The 16,466-nt window shown below is 56.7% G+C and carries 16 protein-coding genes; 11 read left to right on the top strand and 5 right to left on the bottom strand.

Annotation, left to right across the window (positions count from 1 at the left end; genetic code table 11):
• Positions 1 to 15 precede the first annotated feature (15 nt).
• The 8 genes from ytfE (at position 16) to Q8O73_RS09440 (ending at position 5,550) form a co-directional block, all read left to right on the top strand.
• Positions 16 to 696 (top strand): iron-sulfur cluster repair protein YtfE, encoded by a 681-nt coding sequence (gene ytfE / locus Q8O73_RS09475; protein WP_305557880.1) that lies wholly within the window; start codon positions 16 to 18, stop codon positions 694 to 696.
• 197 nt (positions 697 to 893) lie between these two features.
• Positions 894 to 1,643 carry a Crp/Fnr family transcriptional regulator gene (locus Q8O73_RS09470; protein ID WP_305557878.1) on the top strand — a complete coding sequence of 250 codons (750 nt, stop codon included), beginning with the start codon at positions 894 to 896 and terminating at the stop codon, positions 1,641 to 1,643.
• The gene (locus Q8O73_RS09465) at positions 1,621 to 2,325 is read left to right on the top strand and encodes a Crp/Fnr family transcriptional regulator (RefSeq protein ID WP_305557876.1); all 705 of its coding nucleotides are present in this window, start codon (positions 1,621 to 1,623) and stop codon (positions 2,323 to 2,325) included. Before Q8O73_RS09470 ends, Q8O73_RS09465 begins: the two co-directional genes overlap by 23 nt.
• 138 nt (positions 2,326 to 2,463) lie before the next feature.
• The gene (locus Q8O73_RS09460) at positions 2,464 to 3,399 is read left to right on the top strand and encodes a 2-dehydro-3-deoxygalactonokinase (RefSeq protein ID WP_305557874.1); all 936 of its coding nucleotides are present in this window, start codon (positions 2,464 to 2,466) and stop codon (positions 3,397 to 3,399) included.
• 10 nt (positions 3,400 to 3,409) lie between these two features.
• Positions 3,410 to 4,021, top strand: coding sequence for a 2-dehydro-3-deoxy-6-phosphogalactonate aldolase (locus Q8O73_RS09455; protein WP_305557873.1), 612 nt, complete (start codon positions 3,410 to 3,412; stop codon positions 4,019 to 4,021).
• A 68-nt stretch (positions 4,022 to 4,089) separates the two neighbouring features.
• Positions 4,090 to 4,872 carry an SDR family NAD(P)-dependent oxidoreductase gene (locus Q8O73_RS09450; RefSeq protein ID WP_305557871.1) on the top strand — a complete coding sequence of 261 codons (783 nt, stop codon included), beginning with the start codon at positions 4,090 to 4,092 and terminating at the stop codon, positions 4,870 to 4,872.
• Positions 4,873 to 4,878: 6 nt separating this feature from the next.
• Entirely contained in the window at positions 4,879 to 5,142 is a 264-nt protein-coding gene (locus tag Q8O73_RS09445) for a GIY-YIG nuclease family protein (RefSeq protein WP_305557870.1), read from the top strand.
• Positions 5,143 to 5,202: 60 nt separating this feature from the next.
• Complete coding sequence (locus tag Q8O73_RS09440) at positions 5,203 to 5,550, top strand: hypothetical protein (protein WP_305557868.1); 348 nt, start codon at positions 5,203 to 5,205, stop codon at positions 5,548 to 5,550.
• 62 nt (positions 5,551 to 5,612) lie between these two features.
• Here the strand turns inward: Q8O73_RS09440 and Q8O73_RS09435 are convergent, their stop codons facing one another.
• Positions 5,613 to 6,248, bottom strand: a complete 636-nt coding sequence (locus Q8O73_RS09435) for a CDP-alcohol phosphatidyltransferase family protein (protein ID WP_305557867.1) — start codon at positions 6,246 to 6,248, stop codon at positions 5,613 to 5,615.
• Positions 6,249 to 6,382: 134 nt separating this feature from the next.
• Here Q8O73_RS09435 and Q8O73_RS09430 point away from each other — a divergent pair, with 134 nt between their 5' ends.
• The 3 genes from Q8O73_RS09430 (at position 6,383) to Q8O73_RS09420 (ending at position 9,410) form a co-directional block, all read left to right on the top strand.
• A complete protein-coding gene (locus Q8O73_RS09430) occupies positions 6,383 to 7,585 on the top strand; it encodes a pyridoxal phosphate-dependent aminotransferase (protein WP_305557865.1) in 1,203 nt (400 codons plus the stop codon).
• A gap of 9 nt (positions 7,586 to 7,594) precedes the next feature.
• A complete protein-coding gene (locus Q8O73_RS09425) occupies positions 7,595 to 8,503 on the top strand; it encodes an AraC family transcriptional regulator (RefSeq protein ID WP_305557863.1) in 909 nt (302 codons plus the stop codon).
• A gap of 160 nt (positions 8,504 to 8,663) precedes the next feature.
• Positions 8,664 to 9,410: an SDR family oxidoreductase gene (locus tag Q8O73_RS09420; RefSeq protein ID WP_305557930.1), complete on the top strand. Its 747-nt coding sequence runs from the start codon at positions 8,664 to 8,666 to the stop codon at positions 9,408 to 9,410.
• Positions 9,411 to 9,422: 12 nt separating this feature from the next.
• On the opposite strand, the gene Q8O73_RS09415 is transcribed toward Q8O73_RS09420, so the two are convergent.
• The 4 genes from Q8O73_RS09415 to nirB are packed head-to-tail and all read right to left on the bottom strand — an operon-like array spanning position 9,423 to position 15,965.
• Positions 9,423 to 10,508 (bottom strand): bifunctional precorrin-2 dehydrogenase/sirohydrochlorin ferrochelatase, encoded by a 1,086-nt coding sequence (locus Q8O73_RS09415; protein WP_305557861.1) that lies wholly within the window; start codon positions 10,506 to 10,508, stop codon positions 9,423 to 9,425.
• Entirely contained in the window at positions 10,480 to 13,146 is a 2,667-nt protein-coding gene (locus Q8O73_RS09410) for a nitrate reductase (protein WP_305557859.1), read from the bottom strand. The genes Q8O73_RS09415 and Q8O73_RS09410 overlap by 29 nt, the downstream gene beginning before the upstream one ends.
• Positions 13,136 to 13,486 (bottom strand): nitrite reductase small subunit NirD, encoded by a 351-nt coding sequence (gene nirD, locus Q8O73_RS09405; RefSeq protein WP_305557857.1) that lies wholly within the window; start codon positions 13,484 to 13,486, stop codon positions 13,136 to 13,138. The genes Q8O73_RS09410 and nirD overlap by 11 nt, the downstream gene beginning before the upstream one ends.
• Before the next feature lie 4 nt (positions 13,487 to 13,490).
• Positions 13,491 to 15,965, bottom strand: a complete 2,475-nt coding sequence (gene nirB, locus Q8O73_RS09400) for a nitrite reductase large subunit NirB (RefSeq protein WP_305557855.1) — start codon at positions 15,963 to 15,965, stop codon at positions 13,491 to 13,493.
• Positions 15,966 to 16,466: the final 501 nt, after the last annotated feature.

Genomic DNA, 16,466 nt, shown 5'->3' with positions numbered 1-16,466 from the left:
GCGACGGAGCGTTAAATGACCACACAAGACACACCGCAGGGCCATGCGGTTTTTGCCGATCGGCTGGTGGGCGAACTGGCCATGTCCATCCCCGGTGCGACAAGGGTTTTGCGTAAATACCGGGTCAATTTTTGTTGTAATGGCAATACACCACTGGCCGAGGCGGCGGCCAAGCGCGGGGCAGATATTGATGCCATCACACGCGATCTGGCGGAACTGGAACTTGACAGTGTTGCCCTGCCTGCGGCGGATGATGTGAACGGGCTGATTTCGTTTATTTTATCGCGCTATCACGAAACCCATCGCCATGAATTGCCCGAACTGATCCTGCTGGCGCGCAAAGTCGAGGCGGTGCATGGCGATCATCCGGACGCACCGCACGGTCTGGCCGATATTCTGGATGAGATGGCGCAGGACCTTGATGCGCATATGTGCAAGGAAGAAATGATTTTGTTCCCCGCCATGCAGGAAAAGGTGATGACGCTGGAAGGGCCGATTGCCCAAATGCGCCATGAACATAGCGACCACGGCGAACATTTGCACCGGATCGAGGCCGCGACCCATAATTTCACCTTGCCGGATGGTGCATGTGGATCGTGGCGTGCCCTTTATCTTGGCACGTCAAAGCTGGTTGAGGATCTGGTGGCGCATATTCATCTTGAAAACAATGTGTTGTTTCCGCGATTTGAATCCTGAATTTGCCATCGTCCGACACCGGATTTTCCCGCGCCGAAAAGAGGCGCGGGATTTTTGATGCGCAGGAAGGATCAGGAAATGCTGTATTCGCAAATTGATCCATCACAAGGCAGGGGGGGCCATATCGGGGTTAGAGTCATTCCAACAAGCGCAAGAATGATTCCACAATAACTCCACTGGCGGAAACGGACAGCACCATGACCATGATCAGTGACGATACCGACAGAATTTGCAACGCCTTGCGATTTTCCAGTTATTTTTGTGCCTGGCCGCAAGAAGACATCATCACCCTTGCCACCCTGTGCAAATGGCGGCGGATTGAGGCCGACACCATCCTGATTGACGCGGGCGAGAAGGCGTCCAGCCTTTATCTGATCGTCAATGGTCATGTCGAACTGTCCTATGCCGATGGTGACGGGGCCGGTGGGGTGATTGATCTTTTGGAAAACGGGCAACTGGTGGGGGAATGTGCGCTGGCACAGGATGGTTGTTATGCGGTGACCGTGCGGACCCTTGAACGGACCACGGTGATTGAGATTGACGGGCAGGGCTTTTCGGCTTTTCTGGCCGAACATTTTGACCGTGCCCTGACCATGATGTCGGCCCTGACCGAACGTTTGTGCCGCCTGTTGCGGCAGGCTGAGGAACTGAAATGCCTGTCGGCGGCGCAACGTCTGGGGATTTATGTGCTGGCCGATGCCGTGCCGGTGGACGGGGCCTATGAAACACCGTTGACGATTGAAAAGGGTGTTTTGGCGCGGAAACTGGGCATGAAGGCCGAAACATTGTCGCGGGCCTTGAAAAAACTGTCGGAAATCGGTGTGTCGCAGATTGCCAATGGCCGGGTGATGCGGATCGAAGACCCCGAAGCGCTTGCGGCGTGGTGCGGTCTGTCGGACGGCGACACGGAAGAAGGGGGCGAAAATGCGTTCAAGACCGCTGTCTGATGACGACCGGGCGATTTTGGCCGAGGTGCCGCTTTTGGCGGCACTGGGCGAAGATCGGTTTGGCCGTCTGGTACGGGGATGCCGGGTGGAATTTCACGAACGCGGCACCCACCTGTTTCGCGCCGAAGACATTGCCGATCATTTTTATGTCATGTTGTCGGGGCAGTTAAGGCTGGTTCGGACATCGGCGCAAGGTGTGGAAACCGTTATGCATTTTCTGGCCAGCCCCGGTGCCTTTGCCGAGGCCGTGTCCCTTGCCGGGCGGCCTTATCCGGTGAATTGTGAAGTGGTACATGACAGCGAAATCGCCACGATTCCCCGCGAATCCTATCTGGAAGTGTTGCGTACCGCCCCCGAAGTGGCGGGCGATGTTTTATCGGGATTATTGGAATGGGAACGGTTCCTGATGCGCGAAATTTATCGTTTGCGCCATGCCAATCCGTTGCAACGCATTGCGTTTTTCCTGCTTGATTTTGAAGACCGGCAACGCGAAAACGCCGAAAATGACGGGCAGGACATCGATTATCCGGAAAAACGCCAGATCGCCAGCCGCATCGGCATGACCGCCGAAACCTTTTCCCGGTCCTTGCGCAAACTTGAAAACATGAATTTCATTGGCAAGGGCCGCAATCTGGAAATTCTGGATCGTCCTGCTCTGGAAAAACTGGCACGGAGCGGTTGACGCGGTGCACCCCTGAATTTCGTCCCGGCACCGGTTTCTGTGCCGGGGTCTTTTTTGCGTGCAGGCCTTGTCACGGCTGGACCCATCGGGCAATTAATCGTATGAGGATATCAAGATTAAAATGCATCTGGGGGCAAGGTGGATCAGCCGGACAAGATATGCTGGATCGCGGTGGATTGGGGAACCTCCAATCTGCGTCTGTGGGCGATGGATCAAAATAATGCGGTGCTGGACCGGCGGGAATCCGGTCAGGGTTTGAACAAGATCAGCGATGGCGGATTCGAGGCGGTTCTGACCGAACTTGTGTCCGGCTGGTTGCCCAAGAGTAACGCCAAAATCCCGGTGGTGATTTGCGGCATGGCCGGGGCGAAACAGGGATGGCGCGAGGCCCCCTATTGCACGGTGCCGGTGCGGCCCGATGAACTGGCCGCCGGGGCGGTGTCGCCCCCTGTTGATCATGCCAGGTTGTCAGTGTTTATTTTGCCGGGTGCAAAACAGGTCGAAGATCCCGACGTGATGCGCGGCGAGGAAACCCAACTGGTCGGGTTTATGGCCGATATGCCCGATTATGACGGCTGGGTTTGTCTGCCCGGCACGCATAGCAAATGGGCGCGGGTGCAGAATGGTGCGATCCTGTCTTTTCGCACCTATATGAGCGGCGAGGTTTATGGGTTATTGGCGCAAAATTCGATTTTGCGCCATTCGATGGCCGATGACTGGAACGATGATTTCTTTCGCGATGCGATCCTGAAGGCCGCCGGTCAGCCGGGTGATTTTTTGCATCGTTTGTTTGGTATCCGTGCCGCCGGTCTGGTGGGGAACGCGACGTTGCCCGGTGGCCCGGCAACGTTATCGGGGTATGTGATCGGGGTGGAAATCGCCGATATGGTGCCGCGTCTGACGCCCGGTTCGGCGATTGCCCTTATTGGCGATGGCAAACTGGCGGTCCTTTATGAAACCGCCCTTGCCTGTCACGGGCACAGTGCGCGTCTGATTAATGCCGAAACGGCGACGCTGGGCGGATTGTGCCGGGCATATACGGTGTTGGCGGCATCGCTGTCGCCGGATTTTTAAGGAAAGCGTGATGAAACATCGCAAACTGATTGCCATCCTGCGCGGCGTGCAACCCGACGAAGCTGCCATGCTGGCCGGGGTTCTGGTCGATGCCGGGATCACCATGATCGAGGTGCCGCTGAATTCCCCTGAACCGTTGCGCAGCATTGCCGCCATGAAACAGGCGGTGGGCACCCGTGGCGAGATTGGTGCCGGTACGGTCCTGAGCCTTGAAGATGTTGCGGCGGTCAAACAGGCCGGCGGACAGTTTGTGGTATCACCCAATTGCGACCCGGCGGTAATTGCCGAAACCAAAAAATGCGGCATGGGATCGTGGCCCGGCGTGTTGACACCGACCGAATGTTTTGCCGCGATCAAGGCCGGGGCGGACGGGCTTAAAATCTTTCCGGCCAGCGTGATCGGGGCATCGGGCATTTCGGCCATCCGGGCCGTTTTGCCAAAAGAAATGCCGGTTTATGCGGTGGGCGGTGTCGGCCCGGATGATTTTGCGACTTATGCCAAGGCCGGGTGCGATGGCTTTGGCCTTGGGTCGGGGATTTACAAACCGGGCATGGATGCCGCAATGGTGGCGCAAAAGGCTGCCGAATATGTTGCGGCCTATGACGCGGTGTTTGCGGTTTGACCCTGCCGGGGGAATGACGCTATTTTCGCATTATCAATCATGATGCGAAAATAGCAGGAGTCATATCCGTGGATTTGGGAATCAAGGGCAAAAAAGCCATCGTCTGTGCGTCTTCCAAGGGGTTGGGGCGCGGTTGTGCCATTCGTCTGGCCGAGGCCGGTGTTGATCTGACGCTGAATGCGCGGAGTGCCGGGCCGCTGGAAGAAACCGCGCAATATATCCGCGATAGTTTTGGTGTGCGGGTGACGACGGTGGCATGCGACATCACCACCGAAGAAGGCCGCACCAAAATTCTGGCCGCGGAACCGGATGCGGATATTCTGGTCAATAATGCCGGTGGCCCGCCGCCCGGCCTGTGGTCCGACTGGGGTCAGAAGGAATGGGAAGCCGCCGTTCAATCCAACATGTTGACGCCGATCCTGCTGACCACGGCGGTTTTGCCGGGTATGATTTCACGCAAATGGGGGCGGATCGTCAATATCACATCCGGTTCCGTCAAATCGCCGATCCCGTTTCTGGGGCTGTCGAATGCGGCGCGGGCCGGTTTGACCGGGTTTGTTGCCGGGACGGCCCGGCAGGTTGCAAAGGATGGGGTGATCATGAACAATCTGTTGCCCGGACAGCATGATACGGATCGTATCGCGGCCCTTATGACCAAAAAGGCCGAGACGGAAAACTGTACCCTTGACGAAGCCCGCCAACGGGCGCAGGCCGCCATCCCGGCCGGGCGTTTTGGCAATGCCCTGGATTTTGGTGCAACCTGCGCCTTTATGTGCAGCGAGCACGCCAAATTCATGATCGGGCAGAATGTTCTGCTGGATGGCGGGGCATTTAATTCGACCATGGGTTGATTGCCGATGGCGGATGCCACCTTTGTTTATGTGTTGCGCGAGCTAGGCAGTGCCCGGCCGCGCAGCTATGTCGGCTGGTCCACCGATGTGGCGGCGCGATTGAGGGCGCATAACAGTGGCAAGGGGGCAAAATCAACCCGGGGGCGGCAGTGGGAAGTGGTTTATGTCGAGCGTTTCCGGACATTCGGCGAGGCGATGAGCCGCGAATGGCATCTGAAACGGGACCGGAAATTGCGCCGGTTGCTGATGGATATTCAAATATCCGCTTGAATGATCGGGGCGTTTGCGGCTAAGTGGGCGCAGAAATCATTCCATTCCAGGGACACACCGATGCCGGTCACAAAAGCCAATCCGCTGAAACTCAACGCCTTGCAATTGCGCACGCTGGTGCTTGCCCAGATCATCGCCAAAGACCCGAATTCGGGCAGTATTGACACCGAAACCGGCGATGCCACCCTGTTGCGTATTCCTCATGCCCATGGCGATCATGTGCATGTCGGGCAGTTTGTGGTTGCCGCCCGTGATGCCAGCGGCTTTGCCAATCCGGCGGTGTGGGTTGTTCTGGCCCGCAAGGGACTGGCCCGCGAAGGTTTCCCCGCCAGCATCGTTCTGACCCGCGAGGGTATGGAATATGATACGGGGCTAGGCGATAATTTCGTTTCTGAATCCGATCACTGATCCGGGCCGGATGCAAGATTTGCCGACAAGGGCCGTCGCATTTGCGGCGGCTTTTGTGATTCTCAGCCAAAATCGCGCCGGGCCTGCAAGACCCGGCCAAAAGTAGTGATCAGGCACAGTGCCCCATAAACCCCGGCAATCTGGGGAAACCAGCCCGGGAACAGGCAAAAGGCGATCAGAACCGCGATGGTTTCGCTGCCTTCGGTAATGCCGGTCAGGTAATAGAAACTTTTTTGGCCCTGTTTGTCGTGGTTGATGCCGTGTTTGGCCGCGACAATGGCATAGGCCAGAAAACTGGCCCCGGTGCCGACAAAACAGAAAATCAGAAAAGCCGCCATCAGGGCATGTTCGGGGCGGCCAATGGCAAAGGCCAGAACCATGCCGGAATAAAAGATGAAATCGGCGACGATATCGTAATAGCCGCCAATATCGCTTTCCTGTGATTTTGCCTTGGGATGGCGGGACCGGGGCACGGTATGGCGGGCAATCGCGCCATCCAGCCCGTCCATGATGCGGCTGAGGATGATCAGGACAAGGGCGGTCTGATCCATCCGGATTGACAGGGCGAAGGCCGCCATCAGGCCCAGAACAAACCCTGCCAGTGTGACCATATTGGGGGTGATGCCGGTTCCCGACAGACGGCGGGCAACGGCATTCAGCGGGATATCAATGATCGGGCGCAGGCGGGAATCAAACATCGGGTTTCCGGTTTCCTAAAATCTGTGCGGACTATAGCCACAAGACGCGATCACACAAAATCACGCAAGCGCGATTGACGGAACGGCGAAATTCGGCTTGGCTGGGGAAATGATTTTTCCGGGGTGCTGCTGATATGACACCACATGATATTTCCGAAAATTCCGGGGCGTTGCAGGGGATTCGTTCCGATGTGCGGGCGATTGGTGCGTCATTGATCCGCGAAATTGCCCATCTGGGCATGGGGCGTGACGGTATTGTGCCGTTATGGTTTGGCGAACCGGATCAGCCCACCCCGGATTTCATTCGCAAGGCGGCGATGGTCGCCCTTGAGGCGGGCGATACATTTTATCAACCCAATCGCGGCATCGGACCCTTGCGCGATGCGCTGGCGGTTTATGGCAATGGGTTATATGGCACGGCATTGACGGGCGATAACATGACCGTCACCGTATCGGGCCTGAATGCCATCATGATTGCCTTGCAGGCGGTTTTAAAGGCAGGCGACCGCATGGTGACGACGGCCCCGATCTGGCCCAATATTGTGGCAATACCACAGGTTTTGGGCGCACAGGTGACAAGCGTGCCATTGCGTGCCGGGGGCCGGGGATGGCATCTGGATATCGACGCATTCAAGGCGGCCTGTGCGCCGGATACCAAGGCGATCCTGATCAATTCACCCAATAATCCAACCGGCTGGGTGATGCCGCCTGACGATCAGAAAAAGCTGGTGGATTTTGCGGCGGAACGCGGGATCTGGCTGATTGCGGACGAGGTGTATGCAAGGCTGATTTATAACGGGCAGGATGCCGCCCCGTCCTTTGTGCCTTTCATCCATGAAGATGCCCGGATCATGGTGATCAACAGTTTTTCAAAAAGCTGGGCGATGACCGGCTGGCGGCTGGGCTGGATCACTGCCCCGGCCAGTATCGGCGGCGAGATTGAAAAACTGATGGAATTCAATGTGTCCTGCCCGGCGGGGTTCATCCAGAAAGCCGGGATCGTTGCCTTGCGCGATGGCGAGAGCTTTGTCGCCTCGTCGCGACAGCGTTACAGCCGGGCGCGGGCCGCCCTTATGGACCGGTTGCGCGATATGAACCGCATCCATTTGCCGGGGGGCGATGGCGCGTTTTATGCCTTTTTCCGGGTTGATGGGGTGGATGATACCGTATCCTTTGCCAAGGAACTTTTGGTATCCGAAGGCATTGGACTTGCCCCCGGCGAGGCATTCGGGCCGGAAGGGGCCGGGTATATTCGCGCCTGTTATGCGGTATCCGAAGACCGCATCCATCAGGCGATGGACGGGTTGGCGCGGTTTCTGAAGCATAAAGGCAGTTAGGTGGAGATTGTGGGAGAACCGATCATCGAGCGTACCTCGGCAGATAATCTTGAACATCATATCCGGGGAAATCTGATCGCAGGGAAACACCAGCGGGCATGGAAGGATGTTCTGGTTCAGGTGTTCAGACGCTATCCTATGGAAGACAGTGTGATTGTTCCTGCCGTTGCAGAACCGATGCTGGTCTGGGTCGTATCGGGAAGCGGTGTGGTGGAAGAGCGCGATATTGACGGAGTGTGGCAAAGTTACGAGATATCGACCGGGGATTTTTTTCTGACAACAACCGATACGCCTTATGAAATGCGCTGGAATGTTTCAACGGGCGAGCCGTTCGACGTTATGCATTTGTATATCGGATTGCCGGTTTTTGATGCGGCCTTTCGGGAACAGGGCAACGGAAATGCCAAAGATTTCCGCCTGCGAGAGATATCAGGGATTGGTGATCCTGTATTGAGTGGATTTCTGGACCTGATACGCATGGAGGTGGCCAATACAGATAATCCAAGTGATCAGTTGATACGCGGTCTTGCGCAGGGGGTTGCTGTGCATTTGATCCGTCGCTATGCCGATATTGAGGCAGAACCGGTTCCAAAGCGGAACGCTTTACCTGTATTCCGGTTACGGCAAGCCTGTCGTTATATGGAAACAAGTCTGGAGCAGGATTTCTGTCTGGATGATCTGGCAAAATGTTTGGATATGAGCCGGGCGCATTTTAGCCGATTGTTCAAAAAATCAACCGGGGTTGCTCCGTCGAAGTATTTTATCGGATTGCGCATGGCGCGGGCGCGGCAATTGTTGCGTGAAACAAATATGCCCATCATCAATGTCGGCCTTGAAGTCGGTTATTCAAGTCCCAGCCATTTTGCCCATATTTTCCGGCGTGAAGTAGGTGTTTCTCCGTCTGATTATCGCGGTTAAGCCATGCGCGGCCAATAAAAAAGCAAAATCCCGATAGTCTGCGCAAACGGGCGAGAGAAGGTGTGGGCGGTTTCCCCTAAGTTCGGGTTGTTCAGAAATACAGCGCAATTGGCGAATTAAGCCAGTCAGGCACTGTATGATCCCGAAAGGAAACAGAGTTATGAGTCTTAAATCCAAAGTTGCCCTTGTTACCGGTGCGTCCAGCGGTATCGGAAAAGCGACAGCAGTCAAGCTTGCCGCAAATGGTTTCCGTGTTGGCCTTGCGGCCCGCCGCGTGGACCGGCTGGTCGAAATTGAACAGGAAATTCGCCGTGCCGGTGGCGAGGCGATTGCCATTGAAATGGATGTTGTCAGCGAAGCATCAGTTGAGGCTGGTGTCAAAGGTTTGGTGGAGGCGTTTGGTGCCGTTGACATTGTTTTTAATAATGCCGGACTGATGCCAATTTCGGATGTCGAAACGCTGAAAACGGCCGAATGGCACCGTATGGTTGATGTCAATATCAAAGGCGTTCTGAATACAACGGCGGCGGTACTGCCTTATATGATTGCCCAGTCGTCCGGGCATATCGTCACGACGTCTTCTATTGCCGGGCGGAAAGTGTTTCCGGGATTAAGTGTTTATTGTGCAACCAAACATGCAATGACTGCTTTTTCTGAAGGCTTGCGGTTGGAATTGGCACCAAAGCACAATATCCGTGTAACCTGCATCCAGCCCGGTGCTGTTGAGACTGAATTGTTCGAGCAGATCACCGACGAAAATTATGCCAGCCAGATGGAAGGCCTGAAAGAACAGATGACGTTCCTGAAGGCTGACGACATTGCCGACACGGTGTTATTTGCATTGCAGGCACCGGCTCATGTGAATGTGGCCGAGATTTTTGTTTTGCCGACACAGCAGGCTTGGTAATTCGGGGAACTGTCACAGTTCTCTGGCCGGTTGCATTGCGTAGTTCCCCATTCCGGCAAGACGGGATGGGGAACTGATCCCGTGCAGGGCGATGACATTATCGAGGCGTTGTGCCTGTGGCGGGCAATACAGACAGACAATATTGCTGCCTTGCCGGGCGAAGAAATCCGCCTGCAATGTCATTGTTTCGCGGGCCTGTTCCGGTAAAAGGCCATCGGGGCCTGTTTCAAGGGCAATGCAGGTGGCATCGCGCCGGGCAAGGGCAAGGATATCGGCGGCAATGCCCGGATCATGAAAAACAATGTCGGCGGTTTCAAGGGCACGGGCAACCCCATGCGGCATGTCATAGGGATCGCGTGCGGCAAGGGTTGCGTGGGTGACGCGCCCGGATTGGTCCGGCCCGGCATCGCGGGCAAAGGATTGCAGGGCCTGATCAATCGATAAATGGGGATCAGGGTTGATGGTTTTTGGATGATCGTTTCTGTCGTTCAGGCCGGTCTGGAAAAACCGGGTCCAGAAGCGTTGCCGCGCCCCATTATCGGGCAGGATATCGGCGACCATTTTGCGGGCATCTCGGGCGATGGCGGCAAGGCGCGATACCGATGAGGGAATGGCGGTTTCAAGACGTTGACGCAGCATCCGGGCGAGTGCCGGGGCGCAGCCGCCGGTTGAAATTGTGATCATCACCGGGGCGCGGTCCAGAATGGCCGGAACGATGAAATCGCACTGGTCGGTTTTATCGACAACATTGACCGGAATATTGCGCCTTTTGGCGGCAATCCGCATCCGGCGGGTCAATCGGGGATCGTTACTGCCGTCAAAGATCATGACCGCGCCATTCAACATGGTGTCGATGAAGGGGCCGGGTTCCCAATGGATATCACCCCGATCGCGCATGGCGGCGATATCGGGGCATAATTCGGCGGCAATGACGGTGATTTGGGCCTGACTGCGACATAATAGCCGCAATTTTCCTGCGGCGACATCGCCGCCGCCCAGAACGATGATTTTCTTGCCGGTGACATGGATAAAGGCCGGGAAATATGCGAAATTTTCCAGGGATTGTCCCTTATTCTGCGGCGCGCGGTAATGCGTCATCAAGAATCTCCTTGAGTTCGGGCAGGCAGGACCCACATCCGGTTCCGGCCTGAAGCAGACGGCCAATATCGGCGGTGGAAACCGCATTCTGATGGCGAATGGCGCCGGAGATGGCGGCAAGCCCCACGGAAAAACACGAACAGATCAGCCGGTCATTCAGATTGCCGCCTTCGGGCAACCGCCCGGCCAGCAACCCACCCCGCGCGGTTATGTCCAGATCGTCATTGTTAAACAGCGACGATATCCAGTTGCGCCCGGCCACCGGGCGGTCCGGCGAGATGAACAGGGCGCTGATCAGGCGGTTATCGCGCAGGCGGGCAAGGCGGTGAATACCTTTTTTGGTGTCGCTATATTCAATGACTTCGTCATCGGGCAATCCTGGCAACAGGGATTTGAAGAGGCAGTTATGTTTGCCGGAAATCTCGTAAACCGTGCACCCCGGCCCGGTGGTGGCGACCCAGTAAGGCAGGCTGGAAAGATCGACCGCCTCGCGGGTGAACAAAATCCCCTGCCATGCCGGTTTGAACGGGGTTATGGCAATGGCGGCATGTTTGCTTTCGGGTTGGCCGGAATGGGGGTCCACTTCGGAGGCGACAAGGCGGCTGATGGTTCCGGCGGCTGATACTGTATCGTTCCAGTGGATCGGCAGGAACACCGTGCCCTGTTGCTGGTTTTCGGTGACCTGTACGCGCATCAGGTTTGATCCGAACCGGCTTTCGATCCGGGCAAAACCGCAATCTTCAACATTGTAACGGGCGGCATCGTCGGGATGAATGTCGATCAGTGGTTCGGGGCGATGGGCAGAAAGGCGGGCGGCGGTGCCGGTGCGGGTCATGGTGTGCCATTGATCGCGATATCGCCCGGTATTGGCAATCAGCGGATAGGTTGCATCGGCAAGGGTTTTGGGGGCGCTGTGGGACAGGGTGAGCATCCGCGCCCGCCCGTTGGTGGTGGTAAACCGGCCATCACCATACAGACGTTGCGAGCCGCCAGCCGGTGCATGATGGCGCGAGGCGGGCCATTGAAACGGTTGCATGGCGTCATAGGCGGATTTTCGGGCCTTACGCCACTGGCCGATATCAAAGGCGCGCAATCCGTCATTTTCAAATTCCGACAGAGCGGCATGTTCGGCAAAAATCGCCGACGGATCGCGATAGGCAAAGGCCTTGTCATAGCCCATTTTACGGGCGACCTGTGTCATGATCCACCAATCGGGCCGGGCCATGCCGGGGGTGTCGCGAAACGGATGTTGCCGGGTGATGCGGCGTTCGGAATTGGTAACGGTGCCCGATTTTTCACCCCAGCCACTGGCCGGTAATTTGATATGGGCGTGGCGCAATGTATCGGTATCGCGCACCACATCCGAGACAATCACCAACGGGCAACGCGACAGGGCAAGACGCACCCGGTCAGAATCCGGCAGGCTGACGGCCGGGTTGGTCGCCATGATCCAGATGGCCCTGATCTCGCCGCGTTCAATCGCCCGGAACATCTCGACGGCCTTGTATCCTTCACCCTGTTGCAGATTGGGTGCATCCCAGAACCGCCGCACACGGTCCACATCGACCGGATCGTTGGGGTTCATATGGGCGGCCAGTTGATTGGCAAGGCCACCGACCTCGCGCCCGCCCATCGCATTGGGCTGGCCGGTGACGGAAAACGGGCTGGAACCCGGTTTGCCAACCCGCCCGGTTGCCAGATGGGTATTGATGATGGCGTTGACCTTGTCAGATCCCTGACTGGACTGGTTGACGCCTTGTGAAAACACCGTGACGGTGCGGTCATATCGGGCAAACCAGTAAAAGAACGTTTCCAAATCCGCCAGACCCAGGCTGCATTTTTCGGCAGTTGTGATCAGATCGGGGCAGTCTTTTTGGGCCGCATCAACAGCATCGTCATAGCCGCTGACATGGCGGGCGATATAGGGTTGGTCGGTGTTGCCGGTATCATGCAGCCAGGCCAGAAGCCCGTTAAACAGCGCGACATCAGAACCGGGTTTGATTGCAAGATGCAGATCGGCAATGTCGCAGCTTGCAGTTTTGCGCGGGTCGATCACGATGATTTTGGTGCCGTTTTTGGCGCGGGCGGCACGCAAACGCTGGTTTAAAACCGGATGGCACCATGCAAGGTTCGATCCGGTCAGGATGACCAGATCAGCGATTTCAAGGTCTTCGTAACATCCCGGTACGACATCCGCGCCAAAGGCGCGTTTGTGGCCGACCACGGTGGAGGCCATGCACAGGCGCGAATTGGTATCAATATGGGGCGACCCGATGAACCCCTTGATCAGCTTGTTGGCGACGTAATAATCCTCGGTCAGGAGTTGCCCCGACACATAAAATGCCACCGATTTGGGGCCGTAACGGTCGATGGTATCGCGCAGGCCTTTGGCAGTGGTGTCAATGGCGGTGTTCCAGTCGGTGTCAACGCCATTAACATTGGGGGCGAGCAGGCGAAAATCGCTTTTCGCCTCGGCCTCGACCGTATCGATCAGGGCGGCCCCCTTGGAACATAACCGCCCGAAGTTGGCCGGGTGGTCGGGGTCGCCCCCGACCGCCCAGCCGTCCCGGGTGGGGGAGACGATCAGACCGCAGCCGACACCGCAATAGGGGCAGGTTGTTTTAACCTCACCCTTCATGGCGCTTTCCCATTTGCGAGGGTGTCAGGCCGACATGAACAGAGCCTTCGATAATTTTGACCTCGACCTTGGCGGCACAGCCGTCATCGGGGCCTTGTGCCTGTCCGGTTTCAAGGGAAAACACCATATTGTGCAGCGGGCAGGTGACAAAATGACCATGCACAATCCCCTGTGCCAGCGGCCCGTCCTTGTGCGGGCAGCGATCGAGCAGGGCGAATACCTGTTGATCCAGGGTCCGGAAAATCGCGATCCGGTCAGTCCGGGTTTGCAGGGTGCGTGCGCCTTGCAGCGGAATGCCTTCGACAGGGCCGACATCAATCCAGTTCAGCATATCGGTCATGGTTTTACTCCGCCGCGACAAGATGTTTGAATTCGTGGGCGTCAACACCATCTTTGGCGCGTTCGGCCCACGGGTCGATCTGGGCGGTTTCCTGACTTTTAAGGAAGCGGGCAAACAACGACTTGCGGTTTTCGGCGTCCTCGACCACGCGATCCTGAACATGTTTCAGGCCCACCCGTTCGATCCAGGGTGCGGTGCGTTCCAGATAACGGGCTTCTTCGCGGTAAAGCTGCATGAAGGCACCGCAATATTCGCGCACCTCGTCTTCGGTTGTGACTTTGCATAAAAGATCGGTGGCGCGAACATGGATGCCGCCATTGCCGCCGACATGCAAATCCCAGCCGCCATCGGTGGCGACCACGCCAAAATCCTTGATCGTGGCTTCGGCGCAATTGCGCGGGCAACCCGATACCGCCATTTTGAATTTATGCGGGGTCCATGATCCCCATGTCATTTTTTCCAGTTCAACACCCATTGACATCGATTTCTGGGTGCCAAAGCGGCACCATTCCGACCCGACGCAGGTCTTGACCGTGCGCAATGATTTGCCATAGGCATGACCCGATACCATCCCGGCAGCGTTCAGATCGGCCCAGACGGCGGGTAAGTCTTCTTTTTTCACCCCCAAAAGATCGATGCGTTGTCCGCCGGTGACCTTGACGGTGGGGATATCGAATTTGTCGGCGACATCGGCAATGGCGCGCAATTCACGCGGATTGGTCAAACCACCCCACATGCGCGGCACCACCGAATAGGTGCCGTCTTTTTGAATATTGGCGTGAACCCGTTCATTGATAAAGCGCGAGGCCGCATGATCGACATATTCACCGGGCCATGCGGCCAGCAAATAGAAATTCAGGGCCGGGCGACAGACATGACAGCCATCGGCGGTTTTCCATTCCAGTGCCTGCATGACCGCAGGCATGGATTTCAAGCCCTGTGCGCGGATCAGGTGGCGCACGCTGTCATGATCATGATCGGTGCAGGTGCAAATCGGTTTGAGTGCGGCGGCTTCATATCCGTCGCCTAAAGTAAAGGCCAGAAGGTTTTCCACCAGGCCGGAACAGGACCCGCAAGATGCCGATGCCTTGGTATGGCTTTTGACTTCATCAAGGGTTGTCAGGCCCTTGGCCGTGATGGCATTGACGATGGTGCCCTTGCAAACGCCGTTGCAGCCGCAAATTTCTGCATCATCTGGCAGGGCGGCAACGGCATCCTTAGGGTTTCCGGCGGATCCTCCGGCGAAGGCCTGACCGAAGGCAAGGGTATCACGCAGACTGGTGATGTCGGTGCCGTCTTTCAGCATCTGGAAATACCATGCACCATCGGACGTATCGCCATATAACACCGCACCCTTGATGCGGCCATCCTCCAGAACAAGGCGTTTGTAAACGCCGCGTCCGGCATCGCGGAAAACGATTTCCTCGCAGGTGTCCCCGCCGGAAAAATCACCGGCCGAAAACACATCAACACCGGTAACTTTCAATTTGGTTGAGGTGACGGACCCGGCATAACCGCCCGCCGCAATTTCGGCCAGACGATCCGCACAGCTTTTGGCCATTTCAAACAGCGGCGCAACCAGACCATAACACTGGCCACGATGCTGCACGCATTCGCCCACCGCCGAAATCGCCGGGTCGCTGGTGGCCATGAAATCATCGACCACTACGCCGCGTTCCACCGTCAGGCCGCTTGCTGCGGCCAGCCGTCCGTTGGGGCGAATGCCAACTGCCATCACCACCAGATCGGCCGGGATCATCGTGCCGTCTTTCAGACGGACACCGGTGACGCAATCGATGCCGATGATTTCACCGGTATCGGCCCCGGTAATCACATTTATGCCGCGCCGTTGCAATTCCTGTTGCAACAGATATCCGGCGGACGGGTCCAACTGACGTTCCATCACATGCCCGGCCAGATGCAAAACCGTGACCGACATGCCGCGTGCCTGAAGGCCGACGGCGGCCTCAAGCCCCAATAGACCACCGCCAATCACCACCGCCGGGCCACCGGTTGCGGCGGCCTTTAACATGACATCAACGTCATCGACATCGCGAAAGGTGACAACGCCGGGCAAATCCTTGCCGGGCAGGGGGATCATGATCGGGTCGGACCCGGTCGCCAGCAAAAGCTGGTCATAGGCAATTTCATGACCGTTTTGGGTGATGACCGTCTGGCGGGCGCGGTCAATGGTGATGACCGGATCGCCGGAATGCAGGGTGATGTTGTTTTCCTGATACCATTCGGCAGTGTTGATGACGATTTCATCAAAGGTTTTTTCGCCCGACAGCAAGGGCGACAACATGATGCGGTTATAATTCACCCGGGGTTCTGCCCCGAAAACCGTGATGTCATATTTGTCCGGTGCGCGGGAGAGTAATTCTTCGACCGTGCGCATTCCGGCCATGCCATTGCCGATCACGACAAGGCGGGGGCGGGCGGTTCCGGTAATACTGGCGGGTGCAGGGACGTGATTCATCTGTCTCTGGCTCCATGTCGCGGGAAGCGAATTTGCAATAAAAAAACGCCCGATGCCGATCTGCGATAAAGCTGATCTTGCAACGGACGTCATTATCCGGTGAACCCGACATTGGATTCAGTATGTAAGCCGGTCTTCGACCGGCGCAGCAAACATCTGTGTCTGCGCTGCCCCCTTCTATACAAGATGCGTGCCAGAACCGGTATGGGTTGGCAAAAAACTGTAATCGGCTGGAATAGAAAAGAATTTCGCCCCAATTGGCACTGCACAGATTTTGGGCGAATTATGATGTGATTAAAAAACAAACATACGGTGCGCGTGATGATTAAAAAATAAACATAATGCGGGGTGATGTGGGATGGCAGATCGGACATTTGCCGGGAAGTCTGGCAGATTCATCAGGCAAAACAGCGGGCTGAACAGATAATTCTGCACTGCGGCAAAACTGGCGTGGCGTTTGCAAATCTGATGGCGTGATCGCCGCAATGTTTGCGGTATTTC

It is taken from the genome of Thalassospira sp., assembly GCF_030690045.1.
Taxonomy (GTDB): Bacteria; Pseudomonadota; Alphaproteobacteria; order Rhodospirillales; family Thalassospiraceae; genus Thalassospira.
This window is presented reverse-complemented; position numbering and strand designations above follow the sequence as displayed.

Bases quoted from the DNA above. Each gene is read 5' to 3' on its own strand.
- ytfE (WP_305557880.1), top strand. From the start codon at position 16: ATGACCACACAAGACACACCGCAGGGCCATGCGGTTTTTGCCGATCGG.
- Q8O73_RS09470 (WP_305557878.1), top strand. From the start codon at position 894: ATGACCATGATCAGTGACGATACCGACAGAATTTGCAACGCCTTGCGA.
- Q8O73_RS09465 (WP_305557876.1), top strand. From the start codon at position 1,621: ATGCGTTCAAGACCGCTGTCTGATGACGACCGGGCGATTTTGGCCGAG.
- Q8O73_RS09455 (WP_305557873.1), top strand. From the start codon at position 3,410: ATGAAACATCGCAAACTGATTGCCATCCTGCGCGGCGTGCAACCCGAC.
- Q8O73_RS09445 (WP_305557870.1), top strand. From the start codon at position 4,879: ATGGCGGATGCCACCTTTGTTTATGTGTTGCGCGAGCTAGGCAGTGCC.
- Q8O73_RS09440 (WP_305557868.1), top strand. From the start codon at position 5,203: ATGCCGGTCACAAAAGCCAATCCGCTGAAACTCAACGCCTTGCAATTG.
- Q8O73_RS09435 (WP_305557867.1), bottom strand. From the start codon at position 6,248: ATGTTTGATTCCCGCCTGCGCCCGATCATTGATATCCCGCTGAATGCC.
- Q8O73_RS09430 (WP_305557865.1), top strand. From the start codon at position 6,383: ATGACACCACATGATATTTCCGAAAATTCCGGGGCGTTGCAGGGGATT.
- Q8O73_RS09420 (WP_305557930.1), top strand. From the start codon at position 8,664: ATGAGTCTTAAATCCAAAGTTGCCCTTGTTACCGGTGCGTCCAGCGGT.
- Q8O73_RS09415 (WP_305557861.1), bottom strand. From the start codon at position 10,508: ATGACGCATTACCGCGCGCCGCAGAATAAGGGACAATCCCTGGAAAAT.
- Q8O73_RS09410 (WP_305557859.1), bottom strand. From the start codon at position 13,146: ATGAAGGGTGAGGTTAAAACAACCTGCCCCTATTGCGGTGTCGGCTGC.
- nirD (WP_305557857.1), bottom strand. From the start codon at position 13,486: ATGACCGATATGCTGAACTGGATTGATGTCGGCCCTGTCGAAGGCATT.
- nirB (WP_305557855.1), bottom strand. From the start codon at position 15,965: ATGAATCACGTCCCTGCACCCGCCAGTATTACCGGAACCGCCCGCCCC.